Origin of the sequence: Diaphorobacter sp. JS3050, assembly GCF_013154915.1 — a bacterium.
GTDB classification, from domain to species: Bacteria; Pseudomonadota; Gammaproteobacteria; order Burkholderiales; family Burkholderiaceae_C; genus Diaphorobacter; species Diaphorobacter nitroreducens.
The window spans coordinates 2,278,042-2,298,225 of sequence record NZ_CP053553.1; the positions used below are offsets into that span (position 1 = coordinate 2,278,042).

The following is a 20,184-nucleotide window of genomic DNA, read 5'->3' on the forward strand; positions in this document are numbered from 1 at the left end:
GGCAGAAGGGTTCACGATGCCTCAGTTCTTGCGGGGGTCCAGCGCGTCGCGCAGCGCATCGCCCATGAAGGTCAGCAGCAGCAGCGTGGTGACCAGCACCCCGAAGGTGAAGACGGAGATCCACCACGCGTCGATGTTGTTCTTGCCCTGCGACAGCAGCTCGCCCAGGCTGGGGGTGCCGGGCGGCACGCCCAGGCCCAGGAAGTCCAGCGACGTCAGCGCCAGGATCGCCGCACCCATGCGAAACGGCAGAAAGGTCACCACCGGCGTCATGCTGTTGGGCAGGATGTGGCGGCGGATGATCTGGCCGTTGGACACGCCCAGCGCCCGCGCGGCCTTCACATAGTCCAGTTGCCGGTTGCGCAGGAATTCGGCGCGCACATAGTCCGACAGCCCCATCCAGCCGAACAGGCTGAGCAATACCAGCAGCAGCCCGATGCTGGGCGCGAACACGGCGCTGAAGATGATGAGCAGGTACAGCTCGGGCATGGAGCCCCAAATCTCGATGAAGCGCTGGAAAGCCAGGTCGGTCTTGCCGCCGAAGAAGCCCTGTACCGCCCCCGCCGCCACGCCCAGCGCCACGCCCACCACGGTGAGGGCAATACCGAACAACACGCTCACGCGAAAGCCGTAGATCAGTTGCGCCAACAGGTCACGCCCGCGGTCATCCGTGCCCAGCCAGTTGTCGCGCGACGGGCCCGAGGGGTTGGGCTCCTTCGCGAAGTAGTTCAGCGTGTTTGGCCCGTAGCGGTTGAGCGTGTACAGCGCCCAGTTATCCCCCTGCGACAGTCGCTCGCGAATGAAGGGGTCGAGGTAGTCGGTGGGCGTCTGGAAGTCACCTCCGAAAGTCGTCTCGGGGTAATCGTTGAACAACGGGAAATACGTCTGACCCTCATAGCGCACGACCAGGGGCCGGTCGTTGCTGACCAGTTCTGCCCCCAGGCTGACCACGACCAGCGCGCAGAACACCAGCAGGCTCCAGAACCCCAGGCGGTTGGCACGAAAGCGCTGCCAGGCGCGCCGGCTGGGTGACGCCGAGGCGGCAACGGGCGCCGCTGGCGCCCCATTAGCTACCGAATCAATAGCTGCTAGCGCTTGATGGTCGGGCGTTGGAGCCATATTTCAATCAAACTTGACGCGGGGATCCACCCACACGTAGCACAGGTCGCTGATGAGTTTGGTCACCAGCCCGATCAGCGTGAACAGGTACAGCGTGCCCAACACCACGGGGTAGTCGCGACGGATCACGCTCTCATAGGACAGCAGGCCCAGGCCGTCGAGCGAGAACAGCGTCTCGATGAGCAGCGAGCCCGCGAAGAACGCGCCGATGAAGGCGGATGGGAAGCCCGTGATGATGGGAATCAGCGCATTGCGAAACACGTGCTTGTAGAGCACCTGCCGGTCGGTCAATCCCTTGGCACGCGCGGTGAGCACATATTGCTTGCGGATCTCTTCCAGGAAGGCGTTCTTGGTCAGCATCGCCGTCACCGCAAAGCTGCCGGCCACCATGGCCGTGATGGGCAGCGCGATATGCCACAGGTAATCCGTCACCTTGGCCCACAGGCCCAGCTCGTCCCAGTTGGCCGAGGTCAGCCCGCGCAGCGGGAACCACTGCAATTGCCCGCCAAAGATCACCAGCAGCGCCACGCCGAGCACGAAACCCGGGATCGCGTAGCCCACCAGGATGATGAGCGTGGTGACGAAGTCAAAGCGCGAGCCGGCGCGCACCGCCTTGGCCACACCCAGCGGCACCGCCACGAGGTAGCTGATGAAGAAGGTCCACAACCCCAGGCTGACGGACACGGGCAGCTTCTCCTTCACGAGTTGCCACACGTCCTTGTTCTGAAAGAAGCTGCGCCCCAGGTCGAAGCGCGCGAACTGGCCCAGCATCTGGAAGAAGCGCTCATGCGCCGGCTTGTCAAAGCCATAGAGCTGCTTGATCTGCTCCAGCCGCTTCGGGTCCACGCCCTGCGCGCCGCGATAGGCCATGCCGCCGCCCTCGCCGCCCCCGCCCATGCCGGCAGCGCCGGCCTTGGCCTCGGCCAGGTACTGCTCCACCGGACCGCCCGGCACGAACTGGATCACCACGAAGGTCAACAGCAACACGCCCAACAGCGTGGGCAGCATGAGCAGGATGCGCTTGAGGATGTAGGCGAACATGACGGTTTCAGTCCTTGCGCGGCGTCGCGGCCTTGGGCGCAGTCTCGGCGGTCAGCGCAGGCGAACGGGCCCACCACGTATCCACCGCCCACATCTCTCCGGTCGAATACGGCGGCACCACTTCGGGCCGGTCCAGGCGCCAGGCGTTGTAGACCATGCGATGGGTGCCCGCGGACCACTGCGGGATGAGGTAGTGGCCGTGCGCAATGATGCGGTCCAGCGCATGGCACGCGGGCAGCATCTGCTCCTGTGTCTTGGCGGACACCATGGCACGGATCATTGCGTCCACGGCCGGGCTCTTTACGCCGGGGAAATTGCCCGAGTCTTCCTGGTCTGCCGCCGCGCTGCCGAACAGGTCGGCAAACTCCTGCCCCGGGTTGTTGGTGCCCTGGTAGGCAATGGTGGTGATGTCGAAGTCGAACTTCTGCAGACGCTGCTGGTACAGCGCGAAGTCCACCGAGCGGAACCTGAGCGTGATGCCGAGCTTTTGCAGGTTACGCATCCACGAGGACAACGTGCGCACGCCGCCTTCGCTGCTGTCCATGTATTCCAGCACCATGGCCTGGCCGCTGGCGTTGCGCAGCACGCCATCCTGCACCTGCCAGCCTGCCTCCTGGAGCAGCGCCTGTGCGCGGCGCAGGTTGTCGCGCAGCGTGGTGGCGCCGTCGGTGGTGGGCGGCTCGAACATGGTGCCGAAGACCGCGGGGGGCAGATCCTTGCGCCAGGGCTCCAGCAGCGCCAGCTCCTGCGGCGTGGGCATGCCGTGGGTCTCGCACATGGTGTTGCCGAAAATGCCGCGCACGCGCTGATAAGCACCATAGAAAAGCTGGCGGTTCATCCACTCAAAGTCGAACGCCAGCCCCAGGGCCTCTCGCACGCGGCGGTCCTGCAGCAGCGGGCGGCGCGTGTTCAATACGTAGCTCTGGAAGCCCGAGGGCAGCTTGTTGGCGAACTCGCCCTTGACCAGCTCACCCGTGTCGAACTTGCGGCCGTTGACCCGCCGCGCCCAGTCGCCCGCACTGAAAAACCGCATCAGATCGAACTCGCCGGCCTTCAGCGCCTCCAGCCGCGCAGTGTTGTCCTTGTAGATCTTGACCAGCACACGGTCAAAGTTGGCCGTCCCCTTGCGCACGGGCAGGTCGCGCGCCCAATACTGGGGGTCGCGCACATAGGTGATGTCCTTGCCGAAGTTGACGGGCCCAATCTTGTACGGTCCGCTGCCGATGGGGATGTCCATCACCACCTGGTCGAACGGCTTGGGCTTGCCGTCGGCGCCCCGTCCCCAGTCGCGGCTGAACACGGGTAGCCCCCCGACGGTGAGCGGCAGTTCGCGGTTGGGCGCCTTGAAGCGGTAGCGCACGGTGCGGTCGTCCAGCACATCCACACCGGCCACCTCGATCAGGAGCGTTTTGTAGCCCGGTGAGGTGTAAGGGCCCATCAGGGTGTCGAAACTGTGCTTTACATCCTGGGCCAGCACCGGCTTGCCGTTGTGAAAGCGCGCCTCGGGCCGCAGCCTGAAGGTGGCCGACAGGCCATCCGGCGCCACCGCCACATCCTCGGCCAGCAGTCCATAGCCGGTGGCTGTCTCGTCCAGCGAGCCGGTGAGCAGCGAGTCGAACATCAGCGCCGACAGGTAGGCCGGTGCGTTGCCGCGGATCGTGAATGGGTTGTACTTGTCGAAGGTGGAGGTGCGCAGATTGCTCACCAGGCGCAGTTCGCCGCCCTTGGGCGCCTGTGGGTTGACGTAGGGGAAGTGCGCGAAGCCGGCCGCCAGCGCGGGCGCCCCCCACATCGCGTAGGCATGCGCGGCCCAGGCCGCCCCGCCCGCCACGCTGCTCCCTCCCAGCCAACCGATCAATAAACAGATACGCCAGAACCGCATGCGACAATTCTGCACCACGCAAGCGGCCCGCAAGCCCCCGCGCCACGCTTGCCATTTCCCTTCGCACATCGCATTTCAGGAGAACAACAATGGGTTTTCTCGCCGGCAAGAAGCTGCTCATCACGGGCGTGCTGTCCAATCGCTCGATCGCGTACGGCATCGCCAGGGCCTGCCACCAACAAGGCGCGGAACTGGCCTTCAGCTACGTGGGCGAGCGCTTCAAGGACCGCATCACCGAGTTCGCCGCCGAATTCGACTCCAAGCTGGTCTTTGACTGCGACGTGGCCGACGACGCGCAGATCGACAAATTGTTTGCCGACATCGGCGCCGCCTGGGGCAAGTTCGACGGCTTCGTGCACTCCATCGGCTTTGCTCCGCGCGAGGCCATCGCCGGCAACTTCCTGGAAGGCCTCTCTCGCGAAGCCTTCAAGGTGGCCCACGAAATCAGCGCCTACAGCTTCCCGGCCATGGCCAAGGCGGCCCTGCCCTACCTGAACGACAAATCGTCGCTGCTGACGCTGTCGTACCTGGGCGCCCTGCGCTCCATCCCCAACTACAACACCATGGGCTTGGCCAAGGCCAGCCTGGAAGCCAGCGTGCGCTACCTGGCCGAAGCCGTGGGCCGCACTGAAGACGGCCGCTGCATCCGTGCCAACGGCATCAGCGCGGGCCCCATCAAGACCCTGGCCGCCAGCGGCATCAAGGACTTCGGCAAGCTGCTGGGCCGCGTGGCTGATGCCGCCCCGCTGCGTCGCAACGTGACGATCGAAGACGTGGGCAACGTGGCCGCGTTCCTGCTGTCCGACCTGGCCAGCGGCGTGACCGCCGAGATCACCTATGTGGACGGCGGCTTCAGCCAAACCGCCGGGCTTTCGGCAGACCAGGTGTGAGCCTGCGGAAATGACTGCGGGGTGGGTGCGCCACACCGCCCTTGCTTGAAGAACCAACGGGCCTGTAAGGCCCGTTGTTCGTTTCGGTCACTGTGCGCGGACTTTCAGGACGGCTGGTTGCCCATGATCGAGCCTTTGTCGGCGCGCCAAGACTCCTGCGGCATGCCCCGAGGCCTGAATCTCAGAATCCGTAGCGTGCCACCAGCTGCGCCGAACGCGGGGCACCCGCCAGGTTCAGGTTCGGCGAACTGCCATGCCCGCCACGATATAGCGGTGGTCGAAACAGATTGCTCAGCTTGAGTTGCACATCCCAGGCGCCCTGGCGGTAGTTAGGCCATGGCATCCACCGTGGTGTAGCCAGGCAAGGTAACCGTGTTGCCGGGGTTGGCGAACCGCGCTCCCACATAGTTCAGGCCGCCGCCCAGGCCAAAGCCGTGCCCCAGTGCCTTGGTCACCCACAGGTTCGCGCTGTGCCGGGGAGTCAGCGTGGGCCGCTTGCCCTGCACAGGCTGGCCCGCATCCGTCGCAGGCGAGGCGGTCATCTCGCCATCCAGGAAGGCATAACCGGCCCAGCTTGGTTCACACGCCAACCTTATATGGTTTGCGGGGGGCTGCCTCTGCTGCGGGCCTCGTTCTTAGAGGAATCGCAACGAAAAAGGGTTAGCAGATGAGTACCTGCTAACCCTTGGAACGCCTGGCGGAGAGGGCGGGATTCGAACCCGCGGTGGGGATTAGCCCACACACGCTTTCCAGGCGTGCGACTTAAACCGCTCATCCACCTCTCCGGAGCCCTCCATTATAGATGCTGCACAGACACTTTTTCAAAGATCTGACTGTTCCCTTGAAAAAACATGCTTCCTCACGGGTTTCAAGATGGAACATCCCGGTTCCCCGCCTTTCAGGATGCCTCTCGCCCGCGACCCAAGAAATGGAACCGCATCAGAGTACGCTCCCGTGCTCTGGCGTGGTCCACTATCGGCAGCGGATAGTCGATGCCTAAACGCAACCCACAGGCCTGCAATTCCAGCGGCTTCATGCCTGCAGGGAAATGGAGGTGCTTATCAGGAACACACGCCAGCTCTGGGAGATAGCGGCGGATGAACCTGCCATCGGGGTCAAACTTCTGCGACTGCGCGACCGGATTGAAGATGCGAAACCAGGGCTGAGCGTCGCAGCCGGTTGACGCCGCCCATTGCCAGCCGCCATTGTTGGCAGCCAGGTCGTAGTCGTTCAGGTGCTGGGCAAAGAAGCGCTCGCCACGGCGCCAATCGATACCCAAATCCTTGGTCAAAAAGCTCGCCACCACCATGCGCAGCCGGTTGTGCATGTAGCCAGTCTGCAGCAGTTGGCGCATGGCGGCGTCGACCAACGGATAGCCAGTACGCGCCGCGCACCATGCCTGCCAGTACTCAGGCACGTCATCCCACTGGACGCGGTCGTACTCGGGGCGAAATGCCTGGGTGACCACGTGCGGGTGGTGCCACAGAATCATGAAATAGAAGTCGCGCCACGCCAGTTCGGACAGCCAGGTCTGCGCGCCTTCGCAGCCTTGCGCGGCCTGCCGCGCGGCCAGTGAGGCCAGCTGGCGGATGGACACGGTGCCAAAGCGCAGATGCACCGACAGGTAGGACACGCCTTTGCGCCCAGGAAAGTCGCGCGCCAGCTTGTAAGCCGCCATGCGCGGCAGGAAATCCTGCAGCAACTGCTGCGCGCCGCGCGAGCCCACAGGCAGCTGCAAGTCAGCCAGGTTGGTGGGCACGAAGCCCAGATCCGCCAGCGTGGGCAGCCGCTCCCCCGCCGGGGGCACGGCCAGGTGCTGAGCGTGGCGCTCCACGGGATAAGGCTTGGTCTGGAAGGCATCCAGCTTCTGCAGCCAAGTGCGTTTGTATGGCGTGAAGACGCTGTAGGGCTGGCCCTGCTGGTTCAGCACCTCGCCCTGCTCCAGCAGCACCTGGTCCTTGTAGTCGCTGAACGCGATGCCACACGCCGCCAGGCCGCCTGCCACGCGTCGGTCGCGGGCCAGGGCTGCAGGTTCGTAGTCGCGATTGGCCAGCACTTCGCGCACGCCCAGGCTGCGAGCCAATTGCACGATGCACTGCACCGCCGTACCGTGGCGCACGATCAGGCCGCCGCCGGGGGCGCCACTGCGCGCCGCCAGCGCGCGCAGGTCCTCATCCAATGCGCACACGCTGGCGTGAATGAACTCCACGCGCCGGTCGCACCGGGTCGGCAGCGCATCAAGGATGTCGGTGTCAAAGACGAAGACGCAGTACACGCGTTCGAAACGGCGCAGTGCGTGGTACAGGGCGGCGTGGTCATGGCAGCGCAGATCGCGCCGCAGCCACACAAGGGCGCTGGCTGGCATGGGACGGGAAGGACTGGTCTGGCTGACGGCGCGGCAGTGCCCCTCAGGCCTGCATCACCACGGGGCCGCCCTGCTCCAGCGCCCGCTGGTAGGCCGGACGCGCCCGCATACGCTGGCGGTAGGCCACCAGGTGCGGCCAGGCCGTTTCGTCGCCCCCGCGCGCGAGGGCCGCCTCCACGGCAAAGCTCATCTGAAAGTCGGCCATGGTCAGGTGGCCCCCGGCGAACCAGTCGTGCTGGGCCAGGTGCGCATCCATGAAGGCCAGGGCGGTTTGCACGTTCGGGCCGATGAGTCTTTGCTGCACTTTGGCGCACAGGGTGCGCGCGATGGGGCGCACAAAAAACGGCATGGGCTGGCGCGCAATGGTGTCGAACACCAGCTTCATCACCAGCCAGTTCATCAGGGACCCCTCGGCGTAATGCATCCAGAACCTGCACTGGCGATGTTCTGCCGTGCCGCGCGCGGGTTCCAGATGGGCCAGATCCGCCGGCGCCTGTGCACCGTAGCGCTCGGCCAGATACTCGATGATGGCGCCAGATTCGGCCACCACCATGTCGCCTTCGGTGATGACGGGCGACTTGCCCAGCGGGTGCACCCGCTTGAGCTCTGGAGGCGCCAGCTTGGTCACGGGGTCACGCGAGTAACGGCGGATGTCGTAGGGCACGCCCAGTTCTTCCAGCAGCCACAGAATGCGCTGGGAGCGCGAGGTTTCCAGGTGGTGAACGGTCAGCATGGGCGGCATGGTAGTGCAGTCGCGCGCGAAGGGTTGGCGCCTGCCGCGGCACGGCGTGCCCCGCCATGGGTGGGCTTTCCCTCGCGCCGAGGCCCGGACCCACGTCCCTCCCTTCGCCAAAGGAGTGCGGGGCGCTTTGGAAGCTATATTTTTGATAGCTTACAGCGCTTACTCATCAAAGCTTAGCGCCGATTTTCATCCAAAGACGGATCAACGCCGGCTGTAGATCTGGTCAAACAGCGCGCCGTCCGCAAAATGCTCCCGATTGGCCTTGGCCCAGCCACCGAAAGCCTGGTCGATGGTGGCCAGTGTGAGCCTGGGGAATTGCTTGTCGTACTGGGCCTTGGCCTTCTCGCTGGTTGGACGGTAGAAGTTCTTTCCAGCAATGTCCTGCCCCTCGTCGGAATAGAGGTAGGCAAGGTACTCCTCCGCCAGCGCGCGCGTGCCCTTCTTGTCCACCACCTTGTCCACCACCGCCACCGTGGGTTCGGCCAGGATGGACAGCGATGGCACGACGATCTCGAACTTGTCCTTGCCGAACTCCTTGAGCGCAAGAAACGCCTCGTTCTCCCAGGCCAGCAGCACGTCGCCCACACCGCGCTGCACGAAGGTGATGGTCGAGCCGCGCGCACCCGTGTCGAGTACCGGCACGTTCTTGTAGAGCTTGGACACGAAATCCTTGGCTTGAGTGTCGCTGCCGTACTTGCGCTTGGCGAACTCCCAGGCGGCAAGATAGTTCCAACGGGCCCCGCCGCTGGTCTTGGGGTTGGGTGTGATGACTTGCACGCCGGGCTTGACCAAGTCATCCCAATCCTTCACGCCCTTGGGGTTGCCCTTCTTCACCAAGAACACGATGGTGGAGGTATAGGGCGCCGAGTTGTGCGGGAGGCGCTTTTGCCAGGCGGGCGCCAGCAGGCCGTGCTGGGCCAGCGCATCCACGTCTCCGCCCAGGGCCAGCGTAGCCACGTCGGCGTCGATGCCATCGATGATCGAACGCGCCTGCTTGCCCGAGCCGCCGTGCGACTGTTTGAACTGCACTTCCTGCCCCGTCTTGGCCTTCCAGTGGCGTGCGAAGGCCTGGTTGTAGGCCACATAGAGTTCACGCGTGGGGTCGTAGGACACGTTGAGGAACTGCGCGGGCTGCGCGAACGACGGCAAAGACGTCAGGGACATGACCGCCGTCAGGGCGGTGGCCAGGGGAAACTTGATAAAGTCGCGGCGATTGTTCATGAAGGGCTTTCGTTGCAGGGTGCGTCGGTGCGGTTCACCGATGCAAGGCATTCTGGAAGTCGCCCTTCAAAATCCAAACCAATAAGATTTCAGTTTGTTATTCCATTGACGTCTGAAGTTTCAGCAAGGAATCGCTCCATGGCACGTACCGTCCACTGCATCAAGCTCGGCAAGGAAGCCGAAGGCCTCGACTTTGCGCCCTACCCCGGCGATCTGGGCAAACGCATCTATGACAACGTGAGCAAGCAAGCCTGGGCCGACTGGATCAAACACCAGACCATGCTGGTCAACGAGAACCGCCTGAACCTGGCCGACGCGCGCGCCCGCCAATACCTCGCCCGCCAGATGGAAAACCACTTCTTCGGCAGCGGCGCAGACGCTGCGGCGGGTTATGTGCCGCCCAGCGCGTAACGCACTGCAGCGCTGCAAGAAGCGGTTTCGCTAAAGCCGCTTCTTTGGCGCGGCGCAGACGCTGAGGCTGGCTGCGTCCCGCCCGGCGCATGACGCAGCGCTGCGCTGAAGCAGCGCCTCTTTGCAGTCGCCCCCGTCGCATCACTGTGGCGGGGGCGTTGCCGTTGTAGCCCACTGCGCCTGGCAGGCGGCCCAGGCCCGGCTCCCTGAGGAGATATTCATGTTGCCGTCGGTGTCATTGCTGGACTCGTTCCAGTTCTCACAGTTCACCACCCTGCTGGTGATCTACCTTGTGGCCATCACGGCCGAGGCCATGTCTGGCGCGCTGGCCGCAGGCCGGCGCAACATGGACATCTTCGGTGTCAGCGTGATCGCCTTTGTGACCGCGCTGGGCGGCGGCACCATCCGTGACATGGTGCTGGGCCACTACCCGATCGGCTGGACACAGCACCCGGAATACGTGTACCTGGTGATCTCCGCAGGCCTGCTGACGACGGTGGTCGCGCGCTACCTGCACCGGATCAAGCGCGTGTTCCTGCTGCTGGACGCCATGGGGCTGATCGCGTTCTCGCTGATCGGATGCAATGTGGCCCTGGAGCTGGGCTACCCGCCCGTGGTGGTGGTGATGTCCGGCATGCTCACGGGCATCAGCGGCGGCATCCTGCGCGACGTGCTGTGCAACCAGGTGCCCGTGGTCTTTCGGCGCGAGCTGTACGCCAGCGTGTCCCTGGCCGTGTGCCTGCTGTTTCTGGGACTGCGCACGATGGAAGTGGAAAACAACCTCAGCACTTTGGTGTGTTTCGCCGCCGGCCTGGCGCTGCGGCTGCTGGCACTGCACTACCACTGGCGCCTGCCGGTGTTCTCGTATCAGCAGCGCTGGGAATGACACTGTTTCTGTAATCTTTTCGCGCCTCCCGACACCATGTCCGAACCGATTGAATGGCTGGAAGACGGCACGCCCTACAGCCCGCGCTTCTCAGACCGGTACCACAGCGAGCACGGCGGCCTGGAACAAGCCCGCGGCACATTTCTCGCCGGCTGCGGCCTGCCCCAGGCCTGGCAGAACCAGCCGCAGTGGCGGGTGCTGGAAACCGGCTTCGGCCTGGGCCTGAACTTCCTCGTGACCTGGGCCGCGTGGCGCGCCGACCCCCACCGGCCACAGCGGCTGCACTTCGTTTCCTGCGAGGCCTGGCCCGTGAGCGCGGCCGATGTGCTGCGCGCCACGCCCATCGATTCCACACTGCAATCGCTGGCCCAGCAGTTGGCGGCGCAGTACTGGGGCTTGCTGCCGGGCGTGCACCGGCTCTCGTTCGACGGCGGGCAGGTGCTGCTCACGCTGTACATCGGTGACGCGCAAGCCCTGCTGAGGCAGCAGCAGCCCACGGCGGATTCGGTGTACCTGGACGGCTTCGACCCCCAGCACAACCCGCAAATGTGGGACATCCACACCCTCAAGGCCGTGGCGCGCTGCTGCCGTCGCGGCACCCGCCTGGCGACGTGGACGGTGGCGCGCGGCGTGCGGGACGGGCTGGTGCAGTGCGGCTTCGAGGTGCAGAAGGTGCCGGGTGTCCGCCCCAAGCGCGACAACCTGCAGGCCACCTACGCGCCCCGCTGGGAGCCACGCGCCGGCCAGCCCGTGCTGCCAGACGCCACGGTGGCCGCCCCGGCCCGCTGCCTGGTGGTGGGCGCAGGACTGGCGGGCGCCGCCGTGGCGGCCAGCCTGGCGCACCGTGGCTGGCAGGTCCAGGTGCTGGACCGGGCCGATCACCCTGCCGCCGGTGCATCCGGCCTGCCGGCGGGGTGTTCGCGCCCAATGTCTCGCAGGACGACAACCTGATCTCACGCCTGTCGCGCGCGGGGGTACGCACCACGCTGAATATGCTGGCGCAGCTTCCCGCCGAGACGCGCGGCACCGACTGGAGCGCGTGCGGCACGCTGGAGCACCGTGTGGACGGCACCACAGGATTGGCCTGGAGCGACGGGCCTGGCCTGGACTGGAGTCGCCCCGCAACACCCGCACAACTGCAGGCCAACGGCTTATCGGCAGACACGGTGGCCTGCTGGCACGAGCACGCGGGCTGGGTACGCCCGCCCCAGCTCATCGCCCACCTGCTGAACGACCCGGCCATCCACTGGCGCGGCAGCGCGGCGGTGGCGGAGTTGCGCCGCACCACCGTCGACGGCCAGCCCCTCTGGCAGGCACTGGACGCCGAAGGGCGAGTCCTGGCCGAGGCGGAACTTGCCGTGGTTTGCGCCGGGCACCACACCGGCCCGCTCACGCACGCGCATTGGCCCATGAATCCGCTGCGCGGCCAGTTGGCCTGGGGCCTGCATGCCCAGGCCCCCGCGGGCGCCCCCTGGCCGCCCCAGCCGGTCAATGGCAACGGCAACCTGGTGCCCCGTGTGCCGCTGCAGGGTGGCGCAGGCTGGGTGCTGGGCTCCACGTTCGAGCGCCTGAAGACCGCCCTGCCCCCCAGCCCTGACGACCACGCCAAGGGCTTGGCCACCAATCAGGCCAAACTGCACGCGCTGCTGCCCCCCCTGGGCGTTGCCATGGACGCCGCCTTCACCCAGGCCGTCACCGCGCCGGACGGCCCCGTGCGCACCTGGGCGGCGGTGCGCTGCGGTGCGCTGGACCGCCGCCCCATCGTGGGGCCGGTGGACTCGGTGCGCCAGCCCGGCCTGTGGCTGTGCACTGCCATGGGCGCGCGCGGGCTCACGCTGTCATTGCTGTGCGGCGAACTGATCGCCGCGCGGCTGCACAGTGAGCCCCTGCCGCTGGACGCCCCTCTGGCGCGCGCGTTGAGCAGCGAGCGCTGGCTAGGATATGAGCCACAGTGAGCCGACACGCATTTCATATACAAATAACGGAATATATGAAGCATTAAAAAATAGTTTGTCTTTATAAGACAGACTTTTAAAGTGCGCCCATCGATGCTGCGGGCGCCATTCGGGGCCCGGCGGCACCTGTGTTGAAACGCCCACGGCCCTGCCATGTACCAGTACACCGAATTCGACCGCCAGTTCGTCCACCTGCGCGCCCAGCAATTCCGCGATCAGCTCGAACGCTGGCAGCGCGGCGAGTTGACCGACGAGCAACTGCTGCCCCTGCGCCTGCAAAACGGCTGGTACATCCAGCGCTACGCGCCCATGGCCCGCATCGCCGTGCCCTATGGCGACATCAACAGCGCTCAGCTGCGCATGCTGGCCCACATCGCCCGCGAATACGACCGCCCTACGCCCGAGCTGCTGGCCCATGCCCAGGCCACGCAGGACCAGCTGCAGGCCGCCCAGCCGGGCCTGACACTGGCCGCGCCCCCGCTGCGCTACGGCTACGGCCACTTCACCACGCGCACCAACGTGCAGTTCAACTGGATTCCCATCACCCGCGCGGCCGACGTGATGGACCTGCTGGCCAGCGTGCACATGCACGGCATCCAGACCAGCGGCAACGACATCCGCAACATCACCTGCGAGGCCTACGCCGGCATCGCCGAGGACGAGATCGTGGACACCCGGCCGTTCGCCGAGATCACGCGCCAGTGGAGTTCGCTGCACCCCGAGTTCACCTACCTGCCGCGCAAGTTCAAGATCGCCTTCAACGGCGCCGCGGAAGACCGTGCCGCCACCGGCTGGTATGACATCGGCCTGCAGGCGCTGAAGAACGCGGCCGGCGAGGTGGGCTTTGCCGTCAAGGTGGGCGGCGGCATGGGGCGCACGCCCGTCATCGGCACCGTGGTGCGTGAATTTCTGCCGTGGGACCAGCTGCTGAACTACATCGAAGCCATCGTGCGCGTGTACAACAGCTACGGCCGCCGCGACAACAAGTGGAAGGCGCGCATCAAGATCCTGGTCAAGAGCGAAGGCCAGCAGTTCATCGACGCGGTGGAGGCCGAATACCGCGCCATCCTGGAGCAGGACGGCGCCCCCCACACCATCACCCAGGCCGAGCTGGACCGCGTGACCGGCCATTTCGTCGTGCCACCGCTGCGGCCTGCCGGCCGCCCGCATGGCGTGAACACCTCCGGCCAGCTGTACCAGCGCTGGCTGCAGCAGAACGTGCGCGGCCACCGCATGACCGGCCTGAAGGCGGTGACACTGTCGTTCAAGCGCGTGGGCTTTGCGCCCGGCGACGCCGACGGCGACACGCTGGACGCCCTGGCCCAGCTGGCCGACCAGTTCAGCGCCGGCGAGGCGCGCCTGACGCACGAGCAGAACCTGCTGCTGCCCTGGGTGCACGAAGCCGACCTGCCCGCGCTGTACGAGGCCGCGCGCAAGCTGGGCCTGGCGCAGCCCAACATCGGCCTGCTGACGGACATGATCGCCTGCCCGGGCGGCGACTTCTGCTCGCTGGCCAACGCGCGTTCACTGCCCATCGCCGCGGCGATCACCGAGCGCTACCAGGACCTGGACGAGCTGTTCGACATCGGCCCCATCGACCTGCACATGAGCGGCTGCATCAACAGCTGCGGCCACCACCACAGCGGCCACATCGGCATCCTGGGCGTGGACAAGGACGGCAAGGAGTGGTACCAGATCACGCTGGGCGGCTCCGACGGTACGCAGCTGTCCGGCCCCGCCATCGGCGGCAAGGTGGTCGGCCCGTCGTTCTCGGCCGCCGAAGTGCCCGACGTGATCGAAGCGCTGCTGGACACCTACCGCGCGCTGCGCAAGGGCAACGAGCTGTTCATCGACACCCTGCGCCGCGTGGGCCAGGACCCCTTCAAGGCCGCCGCCAATGGTGCGCGCCACCCCAAGGCGGCTGAAGAGGCCGTGGCCTGACCCCACTCAAAAGACCTTGAATACTATGAAAATCATAGCTGCTGGCGCTTTATCCCTGGGCGCTGACGACCTCAAAACCCTGCAGATCACCAACGACGCCGACCTGGCCGCGCTGGCCGCCGAAGGCGCGCTGGAGGGCGTGCAGCGCATCGAGCTGCAGTTCCCCAAGTTCACCGACGGCCGCGCCTACAGTCAGGCCCTGCTGCTGCGCCGCCGCTACCGCTTTGCGGGCGATATCCGCGCCACGGGCGACGTGCTGATCGACCAGCTGGTGCACATGCACCGCAGCGGCTTCAGCAGCGCGGTGCTGGCGCCCGGCGTGGACCCGGCCGCGGCCGAACGCCAGTTCGCGCGCTATGCCGCCTTCTACCAGGGCGACGTGCTGGAGCCGCGCCCGCTGTTCGCCCGGGAGGCCGCATGAGCGCCGCCACGGCGGTCAGCGCCGCCGAACTCGCCCGCGTCAACGCCGAGCACGGCCACGATGCCGCCGCCCTGGTGGCCTGGGCGCTGGGCCTGGGTCAGACGTCCATCGTCACCACCAACTTCCGCCCGTTCGAGGCCGTGATCCTGCACCTGGTCACCCGCGTGCAGCCGGGCGTGCCCGTGGTCTGGATGGACAACGGCTACAACACCGAGGCCACCTACCGCTTTGCCGACGCGGTGACGAAGCAGCTGGGGCTCAACCTGAAGATCTACCTGCCGCGCCGCTCGCGCGCCCACCGCGAGGCCGTCGAAGGCCCGACGCCCGCACTGGACGACCCGCGCCACGCCGCGTTCACCGAAGAGGTGAAGCTCGAACCCTTCGCCCGCGCCCTGCGCGAAACGGCACCCCGGGTGTGGTTCACCGCGCTGCGCGCCACCGACACCGCCGTGCGCGCGCAGATGGAGCCCGTGAGCATCAACCCCGACGGCCTGATCAAGGTCGCGCCGCTATTGCACTGGTCGTCCAAACAGTTGCACGAATACTGCCAGCAGCACGGCCTGCCCAACAACTTTGACTACGTGGACCCCACCAAGGGCGAAGACAACCGCGAATGCGGCCTGCACCTGGCCCACTAAAAACGATAGCTGCCTGCGCTTGCCCCACAAGCGCTGGAGCCAGATTTGACTGGAACATCGAATGAACGTCCGTGTTGACTCCCAAGTGCTCAACCAGCTCAGCAACCGCCACCTGGACGCGCTGGAAGAAGAAACCATCTTCATCCTGCGCGAGGTGGCCGCGGCCTTCGAGCGCCCCGCCCTGCTGTTCTCGGGCGGCAAGGACTCGCTGGTCATGCTCAAGTGCGCCGAGAAGGCCTTCGGCGCGGGCCGCATTCCCTACCCGCTGCTGATGATCGACACGGGCCACAACTTCCCCGAGGTGACCGACTTCCGCGACTTCCGCGCAAAGGAACTGGGCGCCGAACTCATCGTGCGCAGCGTCGAGGATTCGATGGCACGCGGCACCGTGCGCCTGGCCCACCCCGGCGAATCGCGCAACGTGCACCAGTCCGTCACGCTGCTCGAAGCGATTGAGGAGTTCCGCTTCGATGCCTTGATCGGCGGTGCGCGCCGGGACGAGGAGAAGGCGCGCGCCAAGGAGCGCATCTTTTCCCACCGCGACAGCTTCGGCCAGTGGCAGCCCAAGGCGCAGCGCCCCGAGCTGTGGACGCTGTTCAACACCCGCCTGGCCGCCGGCGAGCATTTCCGCGTGTTCCCCATCAGCAACTGGACCGAGCTGGACGTGTGGCAGTACATCGAGCGCGAGCAGGTCGCCCTGCCATCGCTGTACTACGCCCACCCGCGCGAAGTGGTGGAGCGCCGCGGCCTGCTGGTGCCCGTCACGCCGCTCACGCCCCCGAAGGACGGCGAAGCGGTGCAGACGCGCACCGTGCGCTTTCGCACCGTGGGCGACATCACCTGCACCTGCCCGGTGGAAAGCCTGGCCGCCACGGCAGGCGAAATCGTGATCGAGACCCTGGCCGCCGAGGTCAGCGAGCGCGGCGCCACGCGCATGGACGACAAGACCAGCGACGCCTCGATGGAAAAGCGCAAGAAAGACGGGTATTTCTGATGACCACCGCCACTATCAATTCAATAGCTTCCAGCGCACAACCAGAAAGCGCTGGCGGCACAAATGATCACATTTCCGCGCTGCGCTTCATCACCTGCGGCAGCGTGGACGATGGCAAGAGCACGCTGATCGGCCGCCTGCTGGTGGACAGCCGCGCCGTGCTGCAGGACCACCTGGCCGGCGTGCAGCGCGGCGGAGAGACCGACCTGGCGCTGCTGACCGACGGCCTCAGTGCCGAGCGCGAGCAGGGCATCACCATCGACGTGGCCTACCGCTACTTCGCCACCGAGGCGCGCAAGTTCATCATCGGCGACGCGCCCGGCCACGAGCAGTACACGCGCAACATGGTCACCGCCGCCTCCCAGGCCGACGCCGCCGTGGTGCTGGTGGACGCCACCAAACTTGATTGGCAGAACCCGCAACTCACGCTGCTGCCGCAAACGCGCCGCCACAGCCTGCTGGTGCACCTGCTGCGCGTGCATTCGCTGGTGTTTGCCGTGAACAAGCTCGACGCCGTGGCCGACCCACAGCTCGCCTACCGTCACATCCGTGCCGCGCTGGAGCAGTTCGCCCGGCACGCGGGCATCGCGGTGGCGGGCGTGGTGCCGGTGTCGGCGCTCAAGGGCTGGAACGTGGTAGAGGCCAAGCCCGGCTGGTGCGACTACGCGGGCCCGAGCCTGCTGCAGATCCTGGAGCGGCTGCCCAACACCCCGCCCGACGCCGGCCTGCCCCTGGCCTTCCCGGTGCAGTGGGTGGAGAAATTTTCTTCCTCGTCCGACACCTCGCAGGGGCGCCGCGTGTTCTGGGGCCGGGTGGGCACGGGCCGCGTGCAGCCGGGTGCGCAGGTCGCCATCTTCCCCAGCGGACAGCTGGCGCAGGTGGCGCAGGTCTTGGACCATGCGCGCCGCGCCACCGGCGTGGCCGCGGGCCAGAGCGCGGGCATCACCCTCGACCGCGAGGTGGACGTCTCGCGCGGCGACTGGATCGTGGCTGCGCCCGCACCCGCTGCCGCGGCCGAGGACGACTTCGACACCCCCGCCGCCGTGCCCGCATGGCCCGGCCAGCGCGAGATCACCGCCACCGTCGCGTGGATGGACGACGAGCCGCTGGTGGCGGGCCGCGTGTACTGGGCGCTGCACGGCCACCGCTGGGTCAAGGTCAAGGTGCGCCGCGTGGTCCACCGTCTGGACATCAACACCCTGGCCGAGGAAGACGCCACCCAGCTGGAGCCCAATGCCATCGGCCATGTGGAGCTGCTGCTGCAGGAACCCCTGCCCGCGGCGCCGTTCGCGCGCAGCCGCGTGCTCGGTTCGCTCATCCTGGTCGACACCGCCAGCCACAAGACGGCGGGCGCCGTGCTGGTGAACGCACCGGCCCCAAAAGCTTGATCAACGTTAAGGTTTCCGCGCCTCAGGCATGGTTGGCTGGCCTGCTGAGGCGGCGGTCGGCCTAAAATCGCGGGCTAACCCCATACCAGAACACAACTACTCATGACTCACGTCGTCACCGAAAACTGCATCAAGTGCAAATACACCGATTGCGTGGATGTGTGCCCCGTGGACTGCTTCCGCGAAGGCCCCAACTTCCTCGTGATCGACCCCGACGAGTGCATCGACTGCGCCGTGTGCATCCCCGAATGCCCGGCCAACGCCATCTTTGCCGAGGAAGACCTGCCCAGCGACCAGCTGGCCTTCATCAAGATCAACGCCGAGCTGACGCCCAAGTTCAAGAGCATCACCAAGCGCAAGGCAGCGCTGCCCGACGCTGACGACTGGAACGGCAAGCCCGGCAAGCTGGACCAGCTGGAGCGCTGACTCCCGCGCTCCCGCCACGCCCCGCATGCACCCATCCCCCAGCAGCCCGACGCCCCAGGCCGCGGACGCCGTGGTGATCGGCGCCGGGCCGGTGGGGCTGTTCCAGGTCTTCCAGCTCGGGCTGCAGGGCATCGCGGCGCACCTGGTTGATGCGCTGCCCCTTGTGGGTGGCCAGTGCGCCGAGCTGTATCCCGACAAACCCATCTACGACATTCCCGGCATCCCGGTGTGCACGGGCCTGGGGCTCGTGGAACTGCTGCAGCGGCAGATCGCCCCTTTCGCCCCCACGCTGCACCTGGGCCAGCAGGTCCACGCGCTGGCCGCGCAGGCCGACGGACGTATTCTGCTCACCACCACCGCCGGCACCGCGCTGCTGGCGCGCAGCATCTTCATTGCCGCGGGCGTGGGCGCCTTCGTGCCGCGCGCCATCAAGGCCGAGGGGGTGGAGGCGCTGGCCCCCGGCCAGTTGCTCTACCACCCTGACGCCGCCACGGCCACCCGTGCCGCGACCGGCAAGCGCGTGGTGGTACATGGCGGCGACGAGGCGGCCGTGCAGGCGGCGCTGGACTGCGTGGACGCTGCCGCGCAGGTGCTGCTGCTGCACCGGCGCGATGCCTTCCAGGCCGCGCCCGCGCTGCTGGCGCAACTGCAGGCACTGCGCGAGGCGGGCCGCATCCAGGTCGTGATCGGCCAGATCACGGGCGTGGAGACCGCGCCCGACGGCACCCTGCAGGCGCTGGCCCTGCTGGACCCGCAAGGCGAGCCACAGCGCCAGCCGCTGGACCTGTTGCTGGCCTACCTGGGCATCTCTCCCCGCCTGGGGCCCATTGCCGACTGGGGCCTGGCGATGGACCGCAAGCAGCTGACCGTGGACACGGCCACTTTCGCCACCAGCGTCCCCGGCATCTACGCCGTCGGCGACATCACCACCTACCCCGGCAAGCGCAAGCTGATCCTGTGCGGCTTCCACGAAGCCACCCTCGCCGCCTTCGCCGAGGCTGAACGGCAGGCGGGCCACAAGCTGCCCCTGGAATACACCACCAGCAGCGAACGGCTGCAGGCCCGGCTGGGGGTCGCCCCGGCCCGCTGACCTGCGGCGACGGCGCGGCGCGCCCTGCGGCATGCGCGGGGCGCTATTGAAGCAGGAGCTTGCAGCGCGCGTTCTGCCTTGTTTCCAAATAGAAAACTGTCTCAGAATGGCTTGTATAGTGCGCTGGCAGCTATATTTTTCATAGCAATTGACGTTTCGGCCATCGGTTCGCGCCTGAAACGGCCGGAACTTCGCACGCGGGCGGCCCTCCACCTGGGGGTTGTCATCCCTCAGTTCCAACTCCAAGGAGATCACCCCGTGCCCTTCGCACTGCCCCTGCCGCATCGCATCCTGTCCAAAGCCCTGGCCGCCGCCACGCTGGCCCTGCCCCTGCTCATGCCCGCCGGCGTGCAGGCGCGCGATTTCGTCAGCATCAAGGGCAATGCGGTCAACGTACGCGAGAAGCCCAGCACCCGCTCGGCGACGCTGTGGGAGCTGGGCCGGGGCTATCCGCTGCAGGTGCAGCAGCGCAAGGGCCGGTGGCTCCAAGTGCGGGACTTCGAGGAGCCGCTCGGCTGGGTGTACGCGCCGCTGACCAGCAAGACGCCGCACCGCGTGGTGACGGCACGCGTCGCCAACCTGCGCGCCGGCCCCGGCCAGCAGCACAAGACCGTGGGCAAGCTGCAGCAGCATGAGGTGGTGCGCAGCCTGGGCCAGTCGGGCAGCTGGGCCCGGGTGCAGCGCGAAGACGGGCAAAAGGGCTGGGTGGCCCGGCGCCTGACCTGGGGCTGGTGATATTTCGGGTGCCGCGGCGGTGTGGGCCTGTGCGCGCGC

17 protein-coding genes, 1 tRNA gene and 2 pseudogenes are annotated in these 20,184 nt (G+C 66.7%); 12 read left to right on the forward strand and 8 right to left on the reverse strand.

The annotated features are described in order from the left end of the window. Positions 1 to 21: 21 nt before the first annotated feature. The 3 genes from HND92_RS10955 to HND92_RS10965 are packed head-to-tail and all read right to left on the reverse strand — an operon-like array spanning position 22 to position 4,042. Positions 22 to 1,119 carry an ABC transporter permease gene (locus HND92_RS10955; RefSeq protein ID WP_135148672.1) on the reverse strand — a complete coding sequence of 366 codons (1,098 nt, stop codon included), beginning with the start codon at positions 1,117 to 1,119 and terminating at the stop codon, positions 22 to 24. Between the two features lie 3 nt (positions 1,120 to 1,122). Next, a complete protein-coding gene (locus HND92_RS10960) occupies positions 1,123 to 2,160 on the reverse strand; it encodes a microcin C ABC transporter permease YejB (protein ID WP_011805074.1) in 1,038 nt (345 codons plus the stop codon). A 7-nt stretch (positions 2,161 to 2,167) separates the two neighbouring features. Beyond that, positions 2,168 to 4,042, reverse strand: a complete 1,875-nt coding sequence (locus HND92_RS10965; RefSeq protein WP_172206992.1) for an extracellular solute-binding protein — start codon at positions 4,040 to 4,042, stop codon at positions 2,168 to 2,170. An 89-nt stretch (positions 4,043 to 4,131) separates the two neighbouring features. Here HND92_RS10965 and fabI point away from each other — a divergent pair, with 89 nt between their 5' ends. Then, positions 4,132 to 4,932: an enoyl-ACP reductase FabI gene (fabI, locus tag HND92_RS10970; protein ID WP_011805072.1), complete on the forward strand. Its 801-nt coding sequence runs from the start codon at positions 4,132 to 4,134 to the stop codon at positions 4,930 to 4,932. A gap of 181 nt (positions 4,933 to 5,113) precedes the next feature. Here fabI and HND92_RS10975 read toward each other — a convergent pair. From HND92_RS10975 to HND92_RS10995, 5 genes and pseudogenes are all read right to left on the reverse strand, one after another. Continuing rightward, positions 5,114 to 5,501 (reverse strand): annotated as a pseudogene (locus HND92_RS10975) (TonB-dependent receptor domain-containing protein); the annotation flags it as partial. Between the two features lie 126 nt (positions 5,502 to 5,627). Beyond that, positions 5,628 to 5,717 (reverse strand) — tRNA-Ser (locus HND92_RS10980). Positions 5,718 to 5,830: 113 nt separating this feature from the next. Then, positions 5,831 to 7,297 (reverse strand): deoxyribodipyrimidine photo-lyase, encoded by a 1,467-nt coding sequence (locus tag HND92_RS10985; RefSeq protein WP_172206994.1) that lies wholly within the window; start codon positions 7,295 to 7,297, stop codon positions 5,831 to 5,833. Positions 7,298 to 7,340: 43 nt separating this feature from the next. Continuing rightward, positions 7,341 to 8,030: a glutathione S-transferase family protein gene (locus tag HND92_RS10990; RefSeq protein WP_172206996.1), complete on the reverse strand. Its 690-nt coding sequence runs from the start codon at positions 8,028 to 8,030 to the stop codon at positions 7,341 to 7,343. A gap of 210 nt (positions 8,031 to 8,240) precedes the next feature. Then, on the reverse strand, positions 8,241 to 9,260 hold the full coding sequence (locus HND92_RS10995) for a sulfate ABC transporter substrate-binding protein (protein ID WP_172206997.1): 1,020 nt from the start codon (positions 9,258 to 9,260) through the stop codon (positions 8,241 to 8,243). A gap of 138 nt (positions 9,261 to 9,398) precedes the next feature. Between HND92_RS10995 and HND92_RS11000 the strand changes: the two genes are divergently transcribed. The 11 genes and pseudogenes from HND92_RS11000 (at position 9,399) to HND92_RS11050 (ending at position 20,145) form a co-directional block, all read left to right on the forward strand. Continuing rightward, complete coding sequence (locus HND92_RS11000; RefSeq protein ID WP_011805062.1) at positions 9,399 to 9,671, forward strand: oxidative damage protection protein; 273 nt, start codon at positions 9,399 to 9,401, stop codon at positions 9,669 to 9,671. 220 nt (positions 9,672 to 9,891) lie between these two features. After that, complete coding sequence (locus HND92_RS11005; protein WP_011805061.1) at positions 9,892 to 10,557, forward strand: trimeric intracellular cation channel family protein; 666 nt, start codon at positions 9,892 to 9,894, stop codon at positions 10,555 to 10,557. Between the two features lie 36 nt (positions 10,558 to 10,593). Next, positions 10,594 to 12,512: pseudogene (gene mnmC / locus HND92_RS11010) on the forward strand (FAD-dependent 5-carboxymethylaminomethyl-2-thiouridine(34) oxidoreductase MnmC). Positions 12,513 to 12,665: 153 nt separating this feature from the next. Then, positions 12,666 to 14,453 carry a nitrite/sulfite reductase gene (locus HND92_RS11015; RefSeq protein WP_172206998.1) on the forward strand — a complete coding sequence of 596 codons (1,788 nt, stop codon included), beginning with the start codon at positions 12,666 to 12,668 and terminating at the stop codon, positions 14,451 to 14,453. Positions 14,454 to 14,478: 25 nt separating this feature from the next. After that, positions 14,479 to 14,874 (forward strand): DUF934 domain-containing protein, encoded by a 396-nt coding sequence (locus HND92_RS11020; RefSeq protein WP_088886600.1) that lies wholly within the window; start codon positions 14,479 to 14,481, stop codon positions 14,872 to 14,874. Next, entirely contained in the window at positions 14,871 to 15,512 is a 642-nt protein-coding gene (locus tag HND92_RS11025) for a phosphoadenosine phosphosulfate reductase family protein (RefSeq protein WP_172206999.1), read from the forward strand. Before HND92_RS11020 ends, HND92_RS11025 begins: the two co-directional genes overlap by 4 nt. Before the next feature lie 61 nt (positions 15,513 to 15,573). After that, a complete protein-coding gene (gene cysD, locus HND92_RS11030) occupies positions 15,574 to 16,506 on the forward strand; it encodes a sulfate adenylyltransferase subunit CysD (protein ID WP_172207000.1) in 933 nt (310 codons plus the stop codon). Continuing rightward, positions 16,506 to 17,894, forward strand: coding sequence for a sulfate adenylyltransferase subunit 1 (locus HND92_RS11035; protein ID WP_172207001.1), 1,389 nt, complete (start codon positions 16,506 to 16,508; stop codon positions 17,892 to 17,894). The genes cysD and HND92_RS11035 overlap by 1 nt, the downstream gene beginning before the upstream one ends. Positions 17,895 to 17,996: 102 nt before the next feature. Next, positions 17,997 to 18,320 carry a ferredoxin FdxA gene (fdxA, locus tag HND92_RS11040; RefSeq protein WP_011805054.1) on the forward strand — a complete coding sequence of 108 codons (324 nt, stop codon included), beginning with the start codon at positions 17,997 to 17,999 and terminating at the stop codon, positions 18,318 to 18,320. Between the two features lie 25 nt (positions 18,321 to 18,345). Then, a complete protein-coding gene (locus HND92_RS11045; protein ID WP_172207002.1) occupies positions 18,346 to 19,410 on the forward strand; it encodes an NAD(P)/FAD-dependent oxidoreductase in 1,065 nt (354 codons plus the stop codon). Positions 19,411 to 19,746: 336 nt separating this feature from the next. After that, positions 19,747 to 20,145: an SH3 domain-containing protein gene (locus HND92_RS11050; protein WP_253940149.1), complete on the forward strand. Its 399-nt coding sequence runs from the start codon at positions 19,747 to 19,749 to the stop codon at positions 20,143 to 20,145. The last annotated feature ends 39 nt before the right edge of the window (positions 20,146 to 20,184 follow it).

Bases quoted from the DNA above. Each gene is read 5' to 3' on its own strand.
- HND92_RS10955 (WP_135148672.1), bottom strand. From the start codon at position 1,119: ATGGCTCCAACGCCCGACCATCAAGCGCTAGCAGCTATTGATTCGGTA.
- HND92_RS10960 (WP_011805074.1), bottom strand. From the start codon at position 2,160: ATGTTCGCCTACATCCTCAAGCGCATCCTGCTCATGCTGCCCACGCTG.
- HND92_RS10965 (WP_172206992.1), bottom strand. From the start codon at position 4,042: ATGCGGTTCTGGCGTATCTGTTTATTGATCGGTTGGCTGGGAGGGAGC.
- fabI (WP_011805072.1), top strand. From the start codon at position 4,132: ATGGGTTTTCTCGCCGGCAAGAAGCTGCTCATCACGGGCGTGCTGTCC.
- HND92_RS10985 (WP_172206994.1), bottom strand. From the start codon at position 7,297: ATGCCAGCCAGCGCCCTTGTGTGGCTGCGGCGCGATCTGCGCTGCCAT.
- HND92_RS10990 (WP_172206996.1), bottom strand. From the start codon at position 8,030: ATGCTGACCGTTCACCACCTGGAAACCTCGCGCTCCCAGCGCATTCTG.
- HND92_RS10995 (WP_172206997.1), bottom strand. From the start codon at position 9,260: ATGAACAATCGCCGCGACTTTATCAAGTTTCCCCTGGCCACCGCCCTG.
- HND92_RS11000 (WP_011805062.1), top strand. From the start codon at position 9,399: ATGGCACGTACCGTCCACTGCATCAAGCTCGGCAAGGAAGCCGAAGGC.
- HND92_RS11005 (WP_011805061.1), top strand. From the start codon at position 9,892: ATGTTGCCGTCGGTGTCATTGCTGGACTCGTTCCAGTTCTCACAGTTC.
- HND92_RS11015 (WP_172206998.1), top strand. From the start codon at position 12,666: ATGTACCAGTACACCGAATTCGACCGCCAGTTCGTCCACCTGCGCGCC.
- HND92_RS11020 (WP_088886600.1), top strand. From the start codon at position 14,479: ATGAAAATCATAGCTGCTGGCGCTTTATCCCTGGGCGCTGACGACCTC.
- HND92_RS11025 (WP_172206999.1), top strand. From the start codon at position 14,871: ATGAGCGCCGCCACGGCGGTCAGCGCCGCCGAACTCGCCCGCGTCAAC.
- cysD (WP_172207000.1), top strand. From the start codon at position 15,574: ATGAACGTCCGTGTTGACTCCCAAGTGCTCAACCAGCTCAGCAACCGC.
- HND92_RS11035 (WP_172207001.1), top strand. From the start codon at position 16,506: ATGACCACCGCCACTATCAATTCAATAGCTTCCAGCGCACAACCAGAA.
- fdxA (WP_011805054.1), top strand. From the start codon at position 17,997: ATGACTCACGTCGTCACCGAAAACTGCATCAAGTGCAAATACACCGAT.
- HND92_RS11045 (WP_172207002.1), top strand. From the start codon at position 18,346: ATGCACCCATCCCCCAGCAGCCCGACGCCCCAGGCCGCGGACGCCGTG.
- HND92_RS11050 (WP_253940149.1), top strand. From the start codon at position 19,747: ATGCCCGCCGGCGTGCAGGCGCGCGATTTCGTCAGCATCAAGGGCAAT.